This window comes from Azospirillum sp. SYSU D00513, assembly GCF_017356015.1.
GTDB lineage: Bacteria > Pseudomonadota > Alphaproteobacteria > Azospirillales > Azospirillaceae > Azospirillum.
This window is the reverse complement of record NZ_JAFIQV010000020.1, coordinates 67,099-81,920: the sequence shown is the minus strand read 5'-3', so window position 1 is coordinate 81,920 and position 14,822 is coordinate 67,099. Positions and strand designations below refer to the sequence as shown.

Here is a 14,822-nt window from a genome sequence, read left to right as displayed (position 1 = left end):
TCAGGTTGCCGCGGCCGCCAGCTTGCGGGCGCGGGCTTCGCGCATCTTCTCGAAATCCTCGCCCGCATGGTAGGAGGACCGGGTCAGCGGCGTGGCCGCGATCATCAGGAAGCCCTTCCCGCGGCCGAGCGTGGCGTAGCTGGCGAACTCCTCGGGCGTCACGAAGCGGTCCACGGCCGCGTGCTTGGTCGTCGGCTGCAGGTACTGGCCGATGGTCATGAAATCCACGTCGGCGGCGCGCAGATCGTCCATCACCTGCGCCACCTCCTCCTTGGTTTCACCCAGCCCGACCATGATGCCCGACTTCGTGAAGATCGAGGCGTCCAGCTCCTTCACCCGTGCCAACAGCTGGAGCGAGGTGAAGTAACGCGCGCCCGGGCGAATTGTCGGATAAAGGCGCGGCGCCGTCTCCAGATTGTGGTTGAACACGTCCGGACGCGCCTCCACCACGATCTCGACCGCACCCTTCTTCTTCTGGAAGTCGGGCGTCAGGATCTCGATCGTCGTGCTGGGCGACGCCGCGCGGATGGCGCGGATGGTCCGGGCGAAATGCTCGGCACCACCGTCCTCCAGATCGTCGCGGTCCACCGAGGTGACGACGACGTGGCTGAGGCCGAGCTGGGCAACCGCCTCCCCCACCCGCTCGGGCTCGTGCGGGTCCAGCAGGTCCGGGCGGCCGGTCTCGACGTTGCAGAAGGCGCAGCCGCGCGTGCAGATCGAGCCCAGGATCATGAAGGTCGCGTGCTTCTTCTTCCAGCACTCCCCGATGTTCGGGCAGGCCGCCTCCTCGCACACGGTGCTGAGCTTCAGCCCGCGCATGAGCTGGCGCGTTTCCTGGTATTCCTGGCTCGTCGGCGCCTTCACGCGGATCCAGGCGGGCTTGCGCTGGACCGGGTTGTCGGGCTTGTGGGCCTTTTCCGGGTGGCGCAGCTTGTCGGTCGGGGTCAGCACGGTCATGGTCTCAATGGCTCCCAGCGGCGCGGAGCTCGTGCCCGGCCGCTGCTGAACGGGGTCGGCGCTCAAGCGCGCCACTCCGGCGGAAACAACTCCGCCGGATAGGCCGGATCGAGCGCCTGGTCAAGCGTGAAGGTCGGATGGACAGGAATGCGGTCGAGCGGAACCTCGGCTTCGACGGCGGCTCGAAGCCGCGCGTCCTCGTGGCATTCCGCAAAGACGTCGGCGACGAAGGCCCGGAGGCTCGGGCTGTCCTTGACCTCCCGCGCCAGCCGCTTGCGCTGCTCACGGACAGTCAGGCGCCAGCCGCGTTCGCAACGCTCCCGCAGCTCCGGGCAATGCAGCCATTTCAGGAGATGCACAAGGAGCACCGTGAGGCGGCTCTCAATCTCGGCCTTCTGGCTGCGCCCCATGCTCTCAATCTCCTCGGCGACGTTCTCCCAGTCGACGGGGGCGTTGTTCCGCTCGGCACCGGCACGACGGAGAGCCTGCGCCTGGTTTTGCGTCCAGGCGTAGAAATCCTCGTCGTATGCGGCGCCCGTGCGTGCCATGGCCTCTCTTCCGGGAGAAATCGCCTCGGAAACTTCGTTAGAAATGGATAGCCCGTCCGTAGGCATCAAGGACGGACTCGTGCATCATTTCCGACAGGGTCGGGTGCGGGAACACCGTGTGCATCAGCTCCTGCTCGGTGGTCTCCATGGTCTTGGCGATGCCGTAGCCCTGGATCAGCTCCGTCACCTCGGCCCCGACCATGTGGGCGCCCAGCAACTCGCCCGTCTTGGCGTCGAACACGGTCTTCACCATGCCCTCGGGCTCGCCGAGCGCTATGGCCTTGCCGTTGCCGATGAAGGGGAAGCGCCCGACCCGGACCTCGTGGCCGAGTTCCTTGGCCTTCTTCTCCGTCAGGCCGACCGAAGCCACCTGCGGGTGCGAATAGGTGCAGCCCGGGATGTTGCGGACGTCCAGCGGGTGCGGGTGCTTGCCGGCGATGTGCTCGGCGACGATCACGCCCTCGTGGCTGGCCTTGTGGGCGAGCCAGGGGGCGCCGGTCACGTCGCCGATGGCGTAGAGGCCAGGCTCCTCCGTCTCGCACCACTGGTTGGTGACGATGTGGCCGCGGTCGAGCTTCACCCTGGTGTTCTCGAGGCCGAGATTTTCGGTGTTGGGCGAGATGCCGACGGCGACGATCACCCGGTCCACGGTGATGTCCTCGGTCTTGCCGCCATGCTCGATGGCGGCCGTGACGCTGTCCGGGCCCTTGCGCAGGTTGCCGGCCTTGCCGCCGGTGATGATGCGCATGCCCTGCTTCTCGAACTGCTTGCGGGCGAAGGCAGAGATCTCCTCATCCTCGACGGGGAGGATGCGGTCCATCACCTCGACGATGGTCACCTTGGCGCCCAGCGCGCTGTAGAAGCTGGCGAACTCGATGCCGATGGCGCCGGAGCCGATGACCAGCAGCGACTTCGGCATGACGTCCGGGGTCATGGCCTTCTTGTAGGTCCAGACCAGCTTGCCGTCGTCCTCCAGCCCGGGGAAGGTGCGGGCGCGGGCGCCCGTGGCGACGATGATGTGCTTGGCGCTGTAGCTGCCGACGGGCGCGCCGGCCTTCTCCACCGTCACCGTGCCCTTGCCGGCCAGCTTGGCGCTGCCCTCGATGACCGTGACCTTGTTCTTGCGCAGCAGCCCCTTGACGCCGGCGTTGAGCTGGCCGGCGACCTTGCGCGAGCGCTCGACGACCTTGGGCAGGTCGAAGGACACGCCCTGGGCCGACAGGCCGTAGGCGGCGGCGTTCTTCATGGTGTGCAGCACCTCGGCCGAGCGCAGCAGCGCCTTGGTCGGGATGCAGCCCCAGTTCAGGCAGATGCCGCCCAGATGCTCGCGCTCGATCACCGCCGTGCTCAGGCCAAGCTGGGCGGCGCGGATCGCCGCGACATAGCCGCCCGGACCGCCACCGATCACGATGACGTCGTAGTTCATGTCGGCCAAGGGTGTTCTCCCCAAAGATTCCAAGGCGCTGCGTCGGACGGCTTCGCCGGCCATCAGCGGCGGATCAGCCCCATCCACCCGGCAGGCCTTCGTTGATCGTCAAAACCCGGCATCCGCCGGGCCGGGGAGCCCGGCCCGGCGGAAGGCTCCGGTCACAGCAGCATGCTGAGCGGATCCTCGACCATCTTCTTCAGCGCGGCCAGGAACTCCGCCCCCTGCGCGCCGTCGGCCACGCGGTGGTCGACCGTGACGGTGCAGGTCATCACCGTGGCGATGGCGAGCGCGCCGTTCTTCACGACCGGGCGCTGCTCGCCCGCGCCGACGGCCAGGATGCAGGCCTGCGGCGGGTTGATGATCGCCTGGAACTCCCGGATGCCGTACATGCCGAGGTTCGAGATGGAGAAGGTCCCGCCCTGGTACTCTTCCGGCTTCAGCTTGCCGTCGCGGGCACGGACGGCGAGGTCCTTCATCTCGTTGGAGATCTCGGCCAAGCCCTTGGTCTCCGCCTTCTTGATGATCGGCGTGATCAGGCCCGTCGGCGTCGCCACGGCGACCGAGATGTCGGCGTGGTCGAAGCGCAGGATCGCCTCCTCGGACCAGGCCGAGTTGATCAGCGGGAACTTCTTCAGCGTCAGCGCCGCAGCACGGATGACGAAATCGTTCACCGACAGCTTGTAGTCCTTGGAGCGGCTGTTCAGGTCGGCGCGGACCTTCAGCAGCTCGTCCAGCTCCATGTCGATGGCGAGGAAGTAGTCCGGGACCGTCTGCGTCACCTCGGTGAGGCGGCGGGAGATGGTCTTGCGCATGCCGCTGTTCGGGATGGCCGTGTAGGCCATGCCGAGCTTGTCCGAATACTCCTTGGCGTCGATGCCCGCCGGCTTCACCGCCGGGGCGGGTGCCGCGACGGGGGCGGCGGATGGAGCCGCCGGAGCCGGAGCGGCCTTCGGTGCCTCGGCGGACGCCGGCTTGGCGCCGCCGCCGGCCTTGGCGGCCTCGACGTCGGCCTTAACGATGCGGCCGTTCGGGCCGCTGCCCTTCACGGCGCCGAGATCGATGCCGGCCTGCTCGGCGACGCGGCGTGCCAGCGGGCTGGCGAAGACGCGTTCGCCCCCGGCGGTGCCCTGGCCGCCGCTCGCCGCCGGCTGGGCCGGAGCCGACGCCGGGGCTGCGGACTTCGGCGCCACGGCGCCGTCCTGGTCCGCCGGAGCGGCGGCCGGAGCGCCGTAGCCGGCCGGGCCGGAGGCCGTGGCGGCACCGCCGCCGGCCCCACTGCCGGAGCCGCCGGCGGAAGCCAGGGCGCCCTCGTCCTCGCCCTCTTCCAGCAGGACCGCGATGGGGGTGTTCACGGCCACCCCCTGCGTGCCCTCCTGGACGAGGATGCGGCCGATGCGGCCCTCATCGACGGCCTCGACTTCCATCGTGGCCTTGTCGGTCTCGATCTCGGCGATCACGTCGCCGGCCTTGACCTCGTCGCCTTCCTTCTTGAGCCAGCGGGCGAGGTTGCCCTCCGTCATCGTCGGAGAGAGGGCGGGCATCAGGATCTGTACGGTCATGTGCGTGCCCTCTCAGCGGTAGCAGACCTGCTTCGCGGCCGCGACGATGTTGTCGGGCTGCGGCAGGGCCAGCTTTTCAAGGTTCGCGGCGTAGGGCAGCGGCACGTCCACGCCGTGCACGCGGACGACCGGCGCATCGAGATAGTCGAAGGCGTGCTCCATCATCAGCGCGGCCATCTCGGCGCCGATGCCGGCGAAGGGCCAGCCTTCCTCGACGGAGACGAGACGGTTGGTCTTCTTCACGCTGTTGACGATGGTCTCGACGTCCAGCGGACGGATCGTGCGCAGGTTGATCACCTCCGCCTCGATGCCCTGCTGGGCCAGCGTCTCGGCGGCGGCGAGCGCGTGGCCGACCATGTAGGAATAGGCCGTGATGGTCACGTCCTTGCCCTCGCGCATGATCTTGGCCTTGCCGATCGGCAGGACGAAATCCTCGTCCTCCGGCACCTCGAAGGAGTGGCCGTAGAGGATCTCGTGCTCGAGGAAGACAACCGGGTTCGGGTCGCGGATGGCGGCCTTCAGCAGGCCCTTGGCGTCCGACGCCGAATAGGGCGCGATCACCTTCAGGCCCGGGCAGTGCGCGTACCAGGAGGCATAGTCCTGGGAGTGCTGGGCGCCCACGCGGGAGGCGGCGCCGTTGGGGCCGCGGAACACGATCGGGCAGCCCATCTGGCCGCCGGACATGTAGAGCGTCTTGGCAGCGGAGTTGATGATCTGGTCGATCGCCTGCATGGCGAAGTTGAAGGTCATGAACTCGACGATCGGCTTCAGCCCCTTGAAGCCGGCGCCGACGGCGAGGCCGGCGAAGCCGTGCTCGGTGATCGGGGTGTCGATGACGCGGTCGGCGCCGAACTCCTGGAGCAGCCCCTGGGTGACCTTGTAGGCGCCCTGGTACTCGGCGACCTCCTCGCCCATGACGAAGACCTTGGCGTCACGGCGCATTTCTTCGGCCATGGCGTCGCGCAGCGACTCGCGGACCGTCTTCTTCACGGTCTTGGCGAAGAACTTGTCCTCGTCCATGGCGGGGGCGGCGGCCGGACCCTTGGACGGGCCGGTCGGCAGCGTCGCGTCGGGGCGGGCGCCGCTGTCCTTGACCACCGGCTCGGCCACGGTCTTCGGGGTGGACTCCTCGATGTTGGACAGGTTCTCGACCGCGCTCTCGCCTTCCTCCAGCAGGACGGCGATGGGGGTGTTCACGGCGACGTTGTCCGTGCCCTCGGCGACGAGGATCTTGCCGATGCGCCCCTCGTCGACCGCCTCGACCTCCATGGTCGCCTTGTCGGTCTCGATCTCGGCGAGCACGTCGCCGGACTTGACCGCGTCACCCTCTTTCTTGAGCCACTTGGCCAGCTTGCCCTCCGTCATGGTGGGCGACAGCGCCGGCATCAACACTTCGATCGGCATTCCTCAACCTCCGGCGGCGCGCGAGTCCCGGGTCATTGCCCGCCCGGGCTGCGGCGCCGCTCCCGCTTTGTGGTTTCGACTCAGGATTCGACGAGGACGTCGGTCCACAGCTCCGACGGATCGGGCTCCGGGCTCTGCTGGGCGAACTCGGCGGCCTCGGTGACCACCGCCTTCACCTCGCGGTCGATCTCCTTGAGCTGGTCCTCGGTGATGTGACCGCCCTCGAGCAGGGTCGCCTTCATCTGGTCGATGGGGTCGGACTCCGTCCGCATCTTCTCGACCTCCTCCTTGGTCCGGTACTTGGCCGGGTCGGACATCGAGTGGCCGCGGTAGCGGTAGGTCTTCATCTCAAGAATGACCGGGCCGTTGCCCTCGCGGATGTACTTCACCCACTCCTCGGCGGCGGCCTTCACGTCCAGCACGTTCATGCCGTTGACCTGGACGCCCGGAATGCCGTAGGCGGCGCCGCGCTGGTGCAGCTCGCCGGCCGAGGCGCGCGCCTGGGCGGTGCCCATCGCGTACTTGTTGTTCTCGATGATGTAGAGAACCGGCAGCTTCCAGAGAGCCGCCATGTTGAAGCTCTCGTACACTTGGCCCTGGTTGATGGCGCCGTCGCCGCTGTAGACCGCGGCCAGCCCGTCATCCTTGTTGTACTTGTGCGAGAAGGCGAGCCCCGTGCCGAGCGGAACCTGCGCGCCGACGATGCCGTGGCCGCCGTAGAAGTTCTTCTCGCGGCTGAACATGTGCATCGAGCCGCCCTTGCCCTTGGAATAGCCCCCGCGGCGGCCGGTCAGCTCGGCCATAACGCCCTTGGGGTCCATGCCGCAGGCCAGCATGTGGCCGTGGTCGCGGTAGCTGGTGATGACGTCGTCGCCCTCCTTGAGGGCCGCCTGAACGCCGACGACGACGGCTTCCTGGCCGATGTAGAGGTGGCAGAAGCCGCCGATCAGGCCCATGCCGTAGAGCTGGCCCGCCTTCTCCTCGAAGCGGCGGATGAGCAGCATTTCGCGATAGTACTTAACCAGCTCCTCGGCCGAAGCGGCGGGAGCCTGAGCAGTGTCATCCTGCTTGGGGCGGCGTCGGGACGCGACCATGTTTCCTCCAGGGGCTTTGCGATGCTCGCAAACGAACAGCCAAGGACGCCTCTGGTCACGCGGGCATGACGCAGCGGACCGGGCGTGAACACGGCCGGTACCCTACAACACGGAAACAGTTCGCGCAAAGAGTTGTTTTTTCTAGCGAATTTCGGATTAACCGCTTTCCGGTTAATTGGCTGATTCTGGCTGCTTCTCGGCCACGTTCCGGCCGAAGGGCGTCTCCAGCTTGATGACGACGTCGCGCTGGCCGGTAAGGTTCAGCATCGTACGGGCCCGCTCGTCCAGCATGTCCGGGTCGAGATTGTCGCCGCGCAGCAGCTGGGCGCGGCGGTCCATGCGCTCCCGCTCGGCCTTCACCTGCTCCAGCGTCGCCTCCGCCTGGGCGATCTCGCCCTGGATCTGCTTCAGCGCGATCAGGCCGCGGTCGCCCTGCACCGCGTAATAGACGAAATAGGCCACGACGCAGGCGCCGATGGCTGGGCCGATGGTGTGCCGGAAGGCGCTTTTGGCGGCGCGTTTCAGCGTGCTGGTGAGGGAGTCGAGCATCGTCATGGGGCGCATGGAATCACAGCGCGAATCGGGCCGTCAAACGAAAAGCGGGCGCGAAAGGGGTGGTTTCAAAGAACTCACCGGACCGCGTTGTTTGCGCCACAGAGTAATGGCGCGAACAGCCTCTATGACCGCGAACAAAACGGAACCGCCGCCCGCCTTTCCGCCGGCCGGTCCAAAGACGGGGTGAAAAGAAGGACCGGAAAGGGTCAGCCCGCCGGGACCTCGCGCGGGCGCCGCTCGGCGTCGATGGCCACATAGGTGAAGACGCCCTCGGTGACTTTCATCGTCTCCACGCCCTCCGGCCGGATCCGCCGCACCCAGCTCTCCACCTTCACGCGGATCGAGGTGCGCCCGACCTTCTCCACCGTGCCGAAGCAGCTCACCTCGTCCCCAATCAGCACGGGCTTGTGGAAGGTCATCGCCTCGATGCCGACCGTGACGCAGCGCCCGGCGGCCCGCTGCATCGCGACGATGCCGCCGGCGAGATCCATCTGCGACAGCAGCCAGCCGCCGAAGATGTCGCCGTTGGGGTTGGTGTCCGCGGGCATGGCGATGGTGCGCAGCGCGGGGCCATGGTTCAGTTCGGAGGGCGTGACGTCCGGCATGTCGGTTCCCGGTCCTGGTTGGCTCAAGGCCGCCAGTATTCGACAGACGCCCTCCTTTCACCACGGAAAAGCCGGAGACCGTCCGCCGCCCCGCCCTTCGGCCCGGGATGCTCACATGATCCTCACATGCGCCGGAGGCCCGCTTCGTGGTAAGGCGAGGGGAAAGCCAGCCGATCCGCATGCCCGCCTCGTCCACACTGGACAGCGGAACATAAAGAGAACATTTTGCGGCCATGGCGCGCCGCATCCGCTTGCACCCCTCTGACGAAATTCCTACTATTGGCTCATGAGCGACCTTTTCGAAAACACGGCCCGCAAGGCCGAAAGCTACTCCGCCCAGGACATCGAAGTCCTGGAGGGGCTGGAGCCTGTCCGGCGCCGTCCGGGCATGTACATCGGCGGCACCGACGACCGTGCGCTGCACCATCTGGTGGCGGAGGTGCTGGACAACGCGATGGACGAGGCGGTGGCGGGCCATGCCAGCCGCATCGACCTGGAGCTTGGCGCGGACAACACCGTGACGGTGCGCGACAACGGCCGGGGCATCCCCATCGACGACCACCCGAAATACCCCGGCAAGTCGGCGCTGGAGGTCATCCTCACCACGCTTCATTCCGGCGGCAAGTTCTCGAACAAGGTCTACCAGACCTCGGGCGGCCTGCACGGCGTCGGCCTGTCGGTCGTGAACGCGCTCTCTGACCGGTTGACGGTGGAGATCGCGCGCGACCGCCAGCTCCACGTCCAGAACTACAGCCGCGGCACCCCGCTCGGGCCGCTGGCAAAGCAGGGCGGCGCCAACCGGCGCGGCACCACGATCCGCTTCCATCCGGACGCGGAGATCTTCGGCGAGGCCGCCCGGTTCGAGCCCTTCCGGCTGTACCGGCTTGCGCGCTCCAAGGCCTATCTCTACCGGGGCGTGGAGATCCGCTGGAGCTGCGACCCGTCCTTGCTGTCGCCCGACTCGACGACACCCGCGCAGGAGACGCTGCATTTTCCCGGCGGCTTGCTCGACTATCTCAGCGCGGCGCTGAAGGATCGGCGGACGCTGACGCCCTCGCACTTCGCGGGCGCGCTCGACTTCCCGAACGCCCAGGGGCGCGTGGAGTGGGCCATCGCCTGGCCGGAGGATGAGGAAGGCTTCTCGCACACCTACTGCAACACCGTGCCCACTCCGCAGGGCGGCACGCACGAGGCGGGGCTGCGCTCCGCCCTGACGCGCGGCCTGAAGGCCTATGGCGAGCTGACGAACAACAAGCGCGCCGGCCAGGTCACCGCGGACGACGTGATGGGCGAGGCCTGCATCCTGCTGTCCGTCTTCATCCGCGAGCCGCATTTCCAGGGCCAGACCAAGGAGAAGCTGGTCACGGCCGAGGCGCAGCGCCTCGTGGAAACGGCCGTGAAGGACCATTTCGACCATTGGCTCTCCGGCGATCCCGCCGCCTCCAACGCCCTGCTCGAACGGCTGATCGAGAAGGCGGAGGAGCGCGCGCGCCGCAAGCAGAGCAAGGAGATGACCCGCAAGACGGCTACCCGCCGCCTGCGGCTGCCGGGCAAGCTCGCGGACTGCTCGCGGAACTCGCCGGAGGGCACGGAGATCTTCCTGGTCGAGGGCGACTCGGCGGGTGGATCGGCCAAGCAGGCGCGCAACCGCGAGACCCAGGCGATCCTCCCGCTGCGCGGCAAGATCCTGAACGTCGCGAGCGCCTCGCTCGACAAGATGAAGGGGAACCAGGAGCTGAACGACCTGGGCCAGGCGCTCGGCTGCGGGATGGGCAAGGATTTCTCCAGCGACAAGCTGCGCTACGAGCGGGTCATCATCATGACCGACGCCGACGTGGACGGCGCGCACATCGCCTCGCTGCTGATGACCTTCTTCTACCGGGAGATGCCCGGCCTGATCCAGAACGGCCACCTCTACCTGGCCCTGCCGCCGCTCTACCGTCTGTCGCACGGCTCCAAGACCGCCTACGCCCGCGACGATGCCCACAAGGACGAGCTGATGAAGAAGTCCTTCGCCGGCAAGAAGGTGGAGATCAGCCGCTTCAAGGGCCTGGGCGAGATGATGCCCGCCCAGCTCCGCGACACGACGATGGACCCGTCCAAGCGCACCCTCCTGCGCGTGGTCGTGCCCAACGCCGCCGACCCGGAGGAGCAGGAGGAGTTTCAGCGCACCAAGGGCCTCGTCGAAAGCCTGATGGGCCGCAAGGCGGAGCTGCGCTTCCAATTCATCCAGGAGAACGCGAAATTCGTCAGCGCGGACGAAATCGACGTGTGATCGGCGCTTTTCTCCACAGCCGGTCGAGGGACCTCTGGATCACCCTGTGGCAGAACATCGAACGGTTTCCTTCGACGGGCTGCTGGTGGATGCGTCATGGAACTGTCGAGGGACCTGCTTGAACAGGCGTTCGAAATGTTCGGCGAGTTGGCTGGCCAAGAGGGCAAGGTCATCGACATTGCCGTCTATCCGACGAGCCGAACCGGTTTCTTCGCCGGCCCTGGTTTCCGCCGGGCGCCGATGCCGAGAAGCCGATCCTTCTGGTCAACGGAAACGACGGTCCAGACCCGGGTCGCCGTCGGTCGAATCGCCCAATATTTGGCTGTTCGCCTTGCCGCGCCCTGCCCCGCTTCCCATTCTTGAGCGTGGCTTCAACCTGATCGCGGTTTTCCGATGAGCGTTCCTTTCCGCATCGCGGTGCTCGCCCTGGCCCTCGCCACGGCGGCCTGTTCCGAACGCGTCGTCTCGGACCTTCCGGCACCGGCCTACACACAGGGTGAGGTGGCCTATGCCGCCGCCGACCGCGACCTGCGGGTGGTCGTGCACGGCAACCCCTTCCCCATGAACCAGCAGGCCTTCGGGCGGCTGGTGACGGATTCCATGCAGAACCGCATCTTCGGTGTCCGCACCAACTTCACCACCACGCCGAACGAGACGGCCCGGCGCGACTACCGCGTCGTTCTGGCCTTCAATCCGACGGAAAACCTGCTGAACTCCTCGCTCTGCGGTATGCCGACCATCCCCACCGCACCGCCGGGCGGACCGATCGTGGTGCAGGGCGCCTTTTGCCGCTCCTCCGGCACCCTGACCTCGGCGACCGGCTGGATGGACGAGGTGCGCTCGCCCGACGACCCGTCCTTCCGCCAGTTGATCAGCGACATGACCTTTTCGCTGTTCCCCGCGCACCGTTCCGAGAACGATTTCGACTCCTGTTCCGGCACGGACTGCTGAACCTTTCCGGGTGGAGCCGGGAGGGTCCGCCCACGAAGCCTTCTTATACGATTTTCATGAAGTCCTGACCTGTGGTCGGGACTTCCGCGCCACGGGGCGCGGGGCCGCAGTCGCGGCCCCATACCGGGTTCGGAGGTCGGAATTTTCCGAACCCGGTATCACCCGTGGACGAGCCATTCGCGCAGCAGCGCCGTCACCGCCTGCGGGCGCTCCATGGGTGCCAGATGGCCGCAATCCTCGATGACGGCCATGCGTGCTCCCGGTATGGCGTCGGTCATCTCGGCGTGCAACTCCGGCGGGGTCAGCGCGTCCTGGCGCCCGCAGAGGACCAGGGTCGGGCAGCGGATCGCGCCGAGGTCCGGGCGGCTGTCCGGCCGGTTCATGTTGGCCGTCTGCTGGCGGGCGTAGGCCTCCGGCCCGACCCTCTGCGCCTGGGCATGGATGGAGGCGACAAGCGGCTCGTCCGACAGGCGGTCGGGATGGATCAGCTTCGCCATCCCGACGGACACCACCTGGCGCAGCCGCCCCTTCAGGACGAAGCCGATGGCCTGCTGGCGGTTGGCCGTTTGCTCCGGCAGGTCCGCGCGGGCGTTGGTGTCCAGCAGCGCCAGCTTGATCACCCGTTCCGGCGCGCGCCGCATGATCTCCAGCGCGACATAGCCGCCCATCGACAGGCCGGCGAGCGCGAAGCGTTCGGGCGCCGTGTCGAGCACGGCGCGGGCGAGCCCATCCACCGAGTCGTGGCCGGTGATGTCGGCCACCTGCGGATCGGCGACATCGGCCAGATGGGCCGTCTGGTGCTCCCAGAGCGCCGCGTCCAGATGCATTCCCGGCAGCATCACGAGGGCCGGCCTGTCACTGATGCTCACGCTTCTTCCTTTCCCTTGATGAGGCCGATGAGGGCCTTGAAAGACGGCGTGTCGGCTCGCTCCAGCCATTCGAAGGCGACCATCTCCGTGGTCACCGCCGACACGCCGTTCTGGCGCATCCGCTCGACCGCCAGGCGCGCGTTCTCCGGCACCCGCGACGACACCGCGTCGGCCACGAGGAAGACGTCATGCCCCCGCATGCGTAGCCCGAGCGCCGTCTGAAGCACGCAGACATGCGCCTCCATCCCGGCGACCACGATCTGGTCGCGTCCGCCTTCCGCCAGCCGGTCGAGGAAGGGCAGCGCGCCGATGCTGGCGAAGCTGATCTTCTCGATCACGGCGGCGTCCGGTGCCTCGTCCAGGATGGCAGCCACGGTCGGGCCGAGGCCCTTCGGATAGTGCTCGGTGATCAGCACGGGCACGCCGAGTTCGCGCGCCGCCCGCAGCAGAATCCTAAGGTTGCCGAGCACGCGGCCCGCCTCGTGGATGGCGGGGGCGACCCGTTCCTGCACGTCCACGATGACGAGGGTGGAGCGCTTGGCCGACAACAGCATGGAACCCTCCTCCGGAAATCCGCAGGCCAGGAGGATAGGGACATCCGCCGGAAACGGCAAAGCGGAACCGGGCAAACCCGATTCGACGCATCCCCGTACTCTTTCACGCTGCGGAAGCGTCCGGCACCATGGCGAGCTGTTGGTCCCCGAAAGCGGCGAGGCCAAACGCGTTTTATTTAAGAAACATGCCATTCACCAGAATCCTATTGCCGCATGTCAAGTAAAAATCAGGATCTTGTCTTGGCTTAGACACGCATGCCTCGCCGATTCCGTTGGACGCCCTTCGATGGCGTCCGGCACGCCGGACCGGCGAAAATCACCCTGAAGCGTGGGATTTCACGCCCTGACGCGCGAGATATGTTGACTCCTCCATTTGACTTCATATTCTGCGGCACCATCTAATCGTCGGGCTATGAGGCCCGATTCTCGTACTCCAGACAGAAATCAGGTTGGATGCTTTTTTCGGAACTTGGGCTTGGCCCTGAAGTCCTGCGCGCCATTGAGGACAAGGGTTACACCCAGCCGACACCGATTCAGGAACAGGCGATCCCCCTGGTCCTCCAGGGCCGGGACGTCCTCGGCTGCGCGCAGACCGGAACCGGCAAGACGGCGGGCTTCACACTGCCGATGATCCAGATCCTGGCGTCCGGCCGGGCACGGGCGCGCATGCCGCGTTCGCTGATCCTGGAGCCGACGCGCGAGCTGGCCGCCCAGGTCGCCGAAAGCTTCGAGACCTACGGCAAGTACAACAAGATGAGCATGGCCCTGCTCATCGGCGGGGAAACCTTCTCCGAGCAGGTCAAGAAGCTCGACCGCGGCGTGGACGTCCTGATCGCGACGCCAGGCCGCCTGATCGATCTGTTCGAGCGTGGCAACATCATGCTCAACGACATCAAGGTCCTCGTCATCGACGAGGCGGACCGGATGCTCGACATGGGCTTCATCCCCGACATCGAGCGTATCGTCGGCATGCTGCCGAAGATGCGTCAGACGCTGTTCTTCTCGGCGACGATGGCGCCTGAGATCCGGCGCCTCGCCGACGCCTTCCTGTCGAACCCGAAGGAAGTGACCGTGGCGCCCCCCGCTTCCACCGCGGAGACGGTGACGCAGGCGCTGGTCGTGGTCCAGGAGGAAGACAAGCGCAAGGCGCTGCGGCACCTGCTGCAGACGGAGGACGTGAAGAACGCCTTCATCTTCTGCAACCGCAAGCGCGACGTCGCCATCCTGCAGAAGTCCCTGGTTCGCCACGGCTTCAACGCCGGCGAACTGCACGGCGACATGCCGCAGTCCAAGCGCACCGAGACGCTGGAGGCCTTCAAGCAGGGCGAGATCACGCTGCTCGTCTGCTCCGACGTCGCCGCGCGCGGCATCGACGTGCAGAGCGTCAGCCACGTCTTCAACTTCGACGTTCCGGTCAGCGCCGAGGACTACGTCCACCGCATCGGCCGCACGGGCCGCGCCGGCAAAGCCGGCCGCGCCTTCACGCTGGCCGCCCCGGACGACGGCAAGCAGGTCGCCGCGATCAACCGCCTGATCAAGCGAGAGATCCCGCTGATTTCCATCGACGGTCTCGAATCGCCGGAACTGAGCGAGGAAGACAGCCGGGGCCGGGGCCGTGGGCGCAAGCCCGCCGCGGCCCGCGAGGAGCGCAAGCCGCGCGAGGAGAGGCCGGAGCCCCAGGCGCGCGAGGAACGGCAGCCCCGCGAGGCGAGGCCGGAGCGTCAGCCTCGGGAAGAACGGCAGCCCCGAGAGGAGCGCCAGCCGCGCGAGGTCCATGTCCGGGAAGAGCGCCAACCCCGCGAGGAGCATGCGCACCCGCGCGAGTTGGCACCGGCCGCCGAGTCCCGGCGGGCCGATCCGCGGCGCGACCGCGATCGCGATCGTGGTGACCGCCGCCGCCGCCATGAGGACGAGGACGATTCGCCCGTCGTCGGCTTCGGCGACCACATGCCGGCCTTCATGCTGCGCTCCGCCCGCCCGCGGCCGGTGGAGAACGTCGACCCGCCCCAGGAGGGCTGATCC

General features: G+C 67.3%; 14 protein-coding genes. 4 read left to right on the top strand and 10 right to left on the bottom strand.

Annotated elements, in window-relative coordinates:
* The 8 genes from lipA to JUB11_RS16200 all read right to left on the bottom strand — a co-directional run bounded on the left by lipA (position 1) and on the right by JUB11_RS16200 (position 8,151).
* The gene (lipA, locus tag JUB11_RS16235; RefSeq protein ID WP_207459610.1) at positions 1-957 is read right to left on the bottom strand and encodes a lipoyl synthase; all 957 of its coding nucleotides are present in this window, start codon (positions 955-957) and stop codon (positions 1-3) included.
* 62 nt (positions 958-1,019) lie between these two features.
* Complete coding sequence (locus JUB11_RS16230; RefSeq protein ID WP_207459609.1) at positions 1,020-1,505, bottom strand: DUF29 domain-containing protein; 486 nt, start codon at positions 1,503-1,505, stop codon at positions 1,020-1,022.
* 37 nt (positions 1,506-1,542) lie between these two features.
* Positions 1,543-2,940: a dihydrolipoyl dehydrogenase gene (lpdA, locus tag JUB11_RS16225; RefSeq protein WP_207459608.1), complete on the bottom strand. Its 1,398-nt coding sequence runs from the start codon at positions 2,938-2,940 to the stop codon at positions 1,543-1,545.
* Positions 2,941-3,092: 152 nt separating this feature from the next.
* On the bottom strand, positions 3,093-4,493 hold the full coding sequence (locus JUB11_RS16220; protein WP_207459607.1) for a pyruvate dehydrogenase complex dihydrolipoamide acetyltransferase: 1,401 nt from the start codon (positions 4,491-4,493) through the stop codon (positions 3,093-3,095).
* A gap of 12 nt (positions 4,494-4,505) precedes the next feature.
* Positions 4,506-5,897 (bottom strand): pyruvate dehydrogenase complex E1 component subunit beta, encoded by a 1,392-nt coding sequence (locus JUB11_RS16215; RefSeq protein WP_207459606.1) that lies wholly within the window; start codon positions 5,895-5,897, stop codon positions 4,506-4,508.
* Positions 5,898-5,977: 80 nt separating this feature from the next.
* A complete protein-coding gene (pdhA, locus tag JUB11_RS16210) occupies positions 5,978-6,991 on the bottom strand; it encodes a pyruvate dehydrogenase (acetyl-transferring) E1 component subunit alpha (RefSeq protein ID WP_207459605.1) in 1,014 nt (337 codons plus the stop codon).
* A 171-nt stretch (positions 6,992-7,162) separates the two neighbouring features.
* Positions 7,163-7,546 carry a septum formation initiator family protein gene (locus JUB11_RS16205; RefSeq protein ID WP_207459604.1) on the bottom strand — a complete coding sequence of 128 codons (384 nt, stop codon included), beginning with the start codon at positions 7,544-7,546 and terminating at the stop codon, positions 7,163-7,165.
* 206 nt (positions 7,547-7,752) lie between these two features.
* A complete protein-coding gene (locus tag JUB11_RS16200; protein ID WP_207459603.1) occupies positions 7,753-8,151 on the bottom strand; it encodes an acyl-CoA thioesterase in 399 nt (132 codons plus the stop codon).
* A gap of 286 nt (positions 8,152-8,437) precedes the next feature.
* Here JUB11_RS16200 and parE point away from each other — a divergent pair, with 286 nt between their 5' ends.
* From parE to JUB11_RS16185, 3 genes are all read left to right on the top strand, one after another.
* Positions 8,438-10,426 (top strand): DNA topoisomerase IV subunit B, encoded by a 1,989-nt coding sequence (gene parE, locus JUB11_RS16195; protein WP_207459602.1) that lies wholly within the window; start codon positions 8,438-8,440, stop codon positions 10,424-10,426.
* Between the two features lie 96 nt (positions 10,427-10,522).
* Positions 10,523-10,789: a hypothetical protein gene (locus JUB11_RS16190; RefSeq protein WP_207459601.1), complete on the top strand. Its 267-nt coding sequence runs from the start codon at positions 10,523-10,525 to the stop codon at positions 10,787-10,789.
* Between the two features lie 30 nt (positions 10,790-10,819).
* Positions 10,820-11,377, top strand: a complete 558-nt coding sequence (locus JUB11_RS16185; protein WP_207459600.1) for a hypothetical protein — start codon at positions 10,820-10,822, stop codon at positions 11,375-11,377.
* A 158-nt stretch (positions 11,378-11,535) separates the two neighbouring features.
* On the opposite strand, the gene JUB11_RS16180 is transcribed toward JUB11_RS16185, so the two are convergent.
* Both JUB11_RS16180 and JUB11_RS16175 read right to left on the bottom strand, forming a co-directional pair.
* Complete coding sequence (locus tag JUB11_RS16180; protein WP_348771447.1) at positions 11,536-12,246, bottom strand: alpha/beta fold hydrolase; 711 nt, start codon at positions 12,244-12,246, stop codon at positions 11,536-11,538.
* On the bottom strand, positions 12,243-12,800 hold the full coding sequence (locus JUB11_RS16175) for a hydrolase (RefSeq protein WP_207459599.1): 558 nt from the start codon (positions 12,798-12,800) through the stop codon (positions 12,243-12,245). Before JUB11_RS16175 ends, JUB11_RS16180 begins: the two co-directional genes overlap by 4 nt.
* 453 nt (positions 12,801-13,253) lie before the next feature.
* Between JUB11_RS16175 and JUB11_RS16170 the strand changes: the two genes are divergently transcribed.
* Positions 13,254-14,819 carry a DEAD/DEAH box helicase gene (locus JUB11_RS16170; protein ID WP_207459598.1) on the top strand — a complete coding sequence of 522 codons (1,566 nt, stop codon included), beginning with the start codon at positions 13,254-13,256 and terminating at the stop codon, positions 14,817-14,819.
* Positions 14,820-14,822 lie beyond the last annotated feature (3 nt).

Coding starts and splice junctions, on each gene's coding strand:
- lipA (WP_207459610.1), bottom strand. CDS start 957: ATGACCGTGCTGACCCCGACCGACAAGCTGCGCCACCCGGAAAAGGCC.
- JUB11_RS16230 (WP_207459609.1), bottom strand. CDS start 1,505: ATGGCACGCACGGGCGCCGCATACGACGAGGATTTCTACGCCTGGACG.
- JUB11_RS16220 (WP_207459607.1), bottom strand. CDS start 4,493: ATGACCGTACAGATCCTGATGCCCGCCCTCTCTCCGACGATGACGGAG.
- JUB11_RS16215 (WP_207459606.1), bottom strand. CDS start 5,897: ATGCCGATCGAAGTGTTGATGCCGGCGCTGTCGCCCACCATGACGGAG.
- pdhA (WP_207459605.1), bottom strand. CDS start 6,991: ATGGTCGCGTCCCGACGCCGCCCCAAGCAGGATGACACTGCTCAGGCT.
- JUB11_RS16205 (WP_207459604.1), bottom strand. CDS start 7,546: ATGACGATGCTCGACTCCCTCACCAGCACGCTGAAACGCGCCGCCAAA.
- JUB11_RS16200 (WP_207459603.1), bottom strand. CDS start 8,151: ATGCCGGACGTCACGCCCTCCGAACTGAACCATGGCCCCGCGCTGCGC.
- parE (WP_207459602.1), top strand. CDS start 8,438: ATGAGCGACCTTTTCGAAAACACGGCCCGCAAGGCCGAAAGCTACTCC.
- JUB11_RS16190 (WP_207459601.1), top strand. CDS start 10,523: ATGGAACTGTCGAGGGACCTGCTTGAACAGGCGTTCGAAATGTTCGGC.
- JUB11_RS16185 (WP_207459600.1), top strand. CDS start 10,820: ATGAGCGTTCCTTTCCGCATCGCGGTGCTCGCCCTGGCCCTCGCCACG.
- JUB11_RS16175 (WP_207459599.1), bottom strand. CDS start 12,800: ATGCTGTTGTCGGCCAAGCGCTCCACCCTCGTCATCGTGGACGTGCAG.
- JUB11_RS16170 (WP_207459598.1), top strand. CDS start 13,254: ATGCTTTTTTCGGAACTTGGGCTTGGCCCTGAAGTCCTGCGCGCCATT.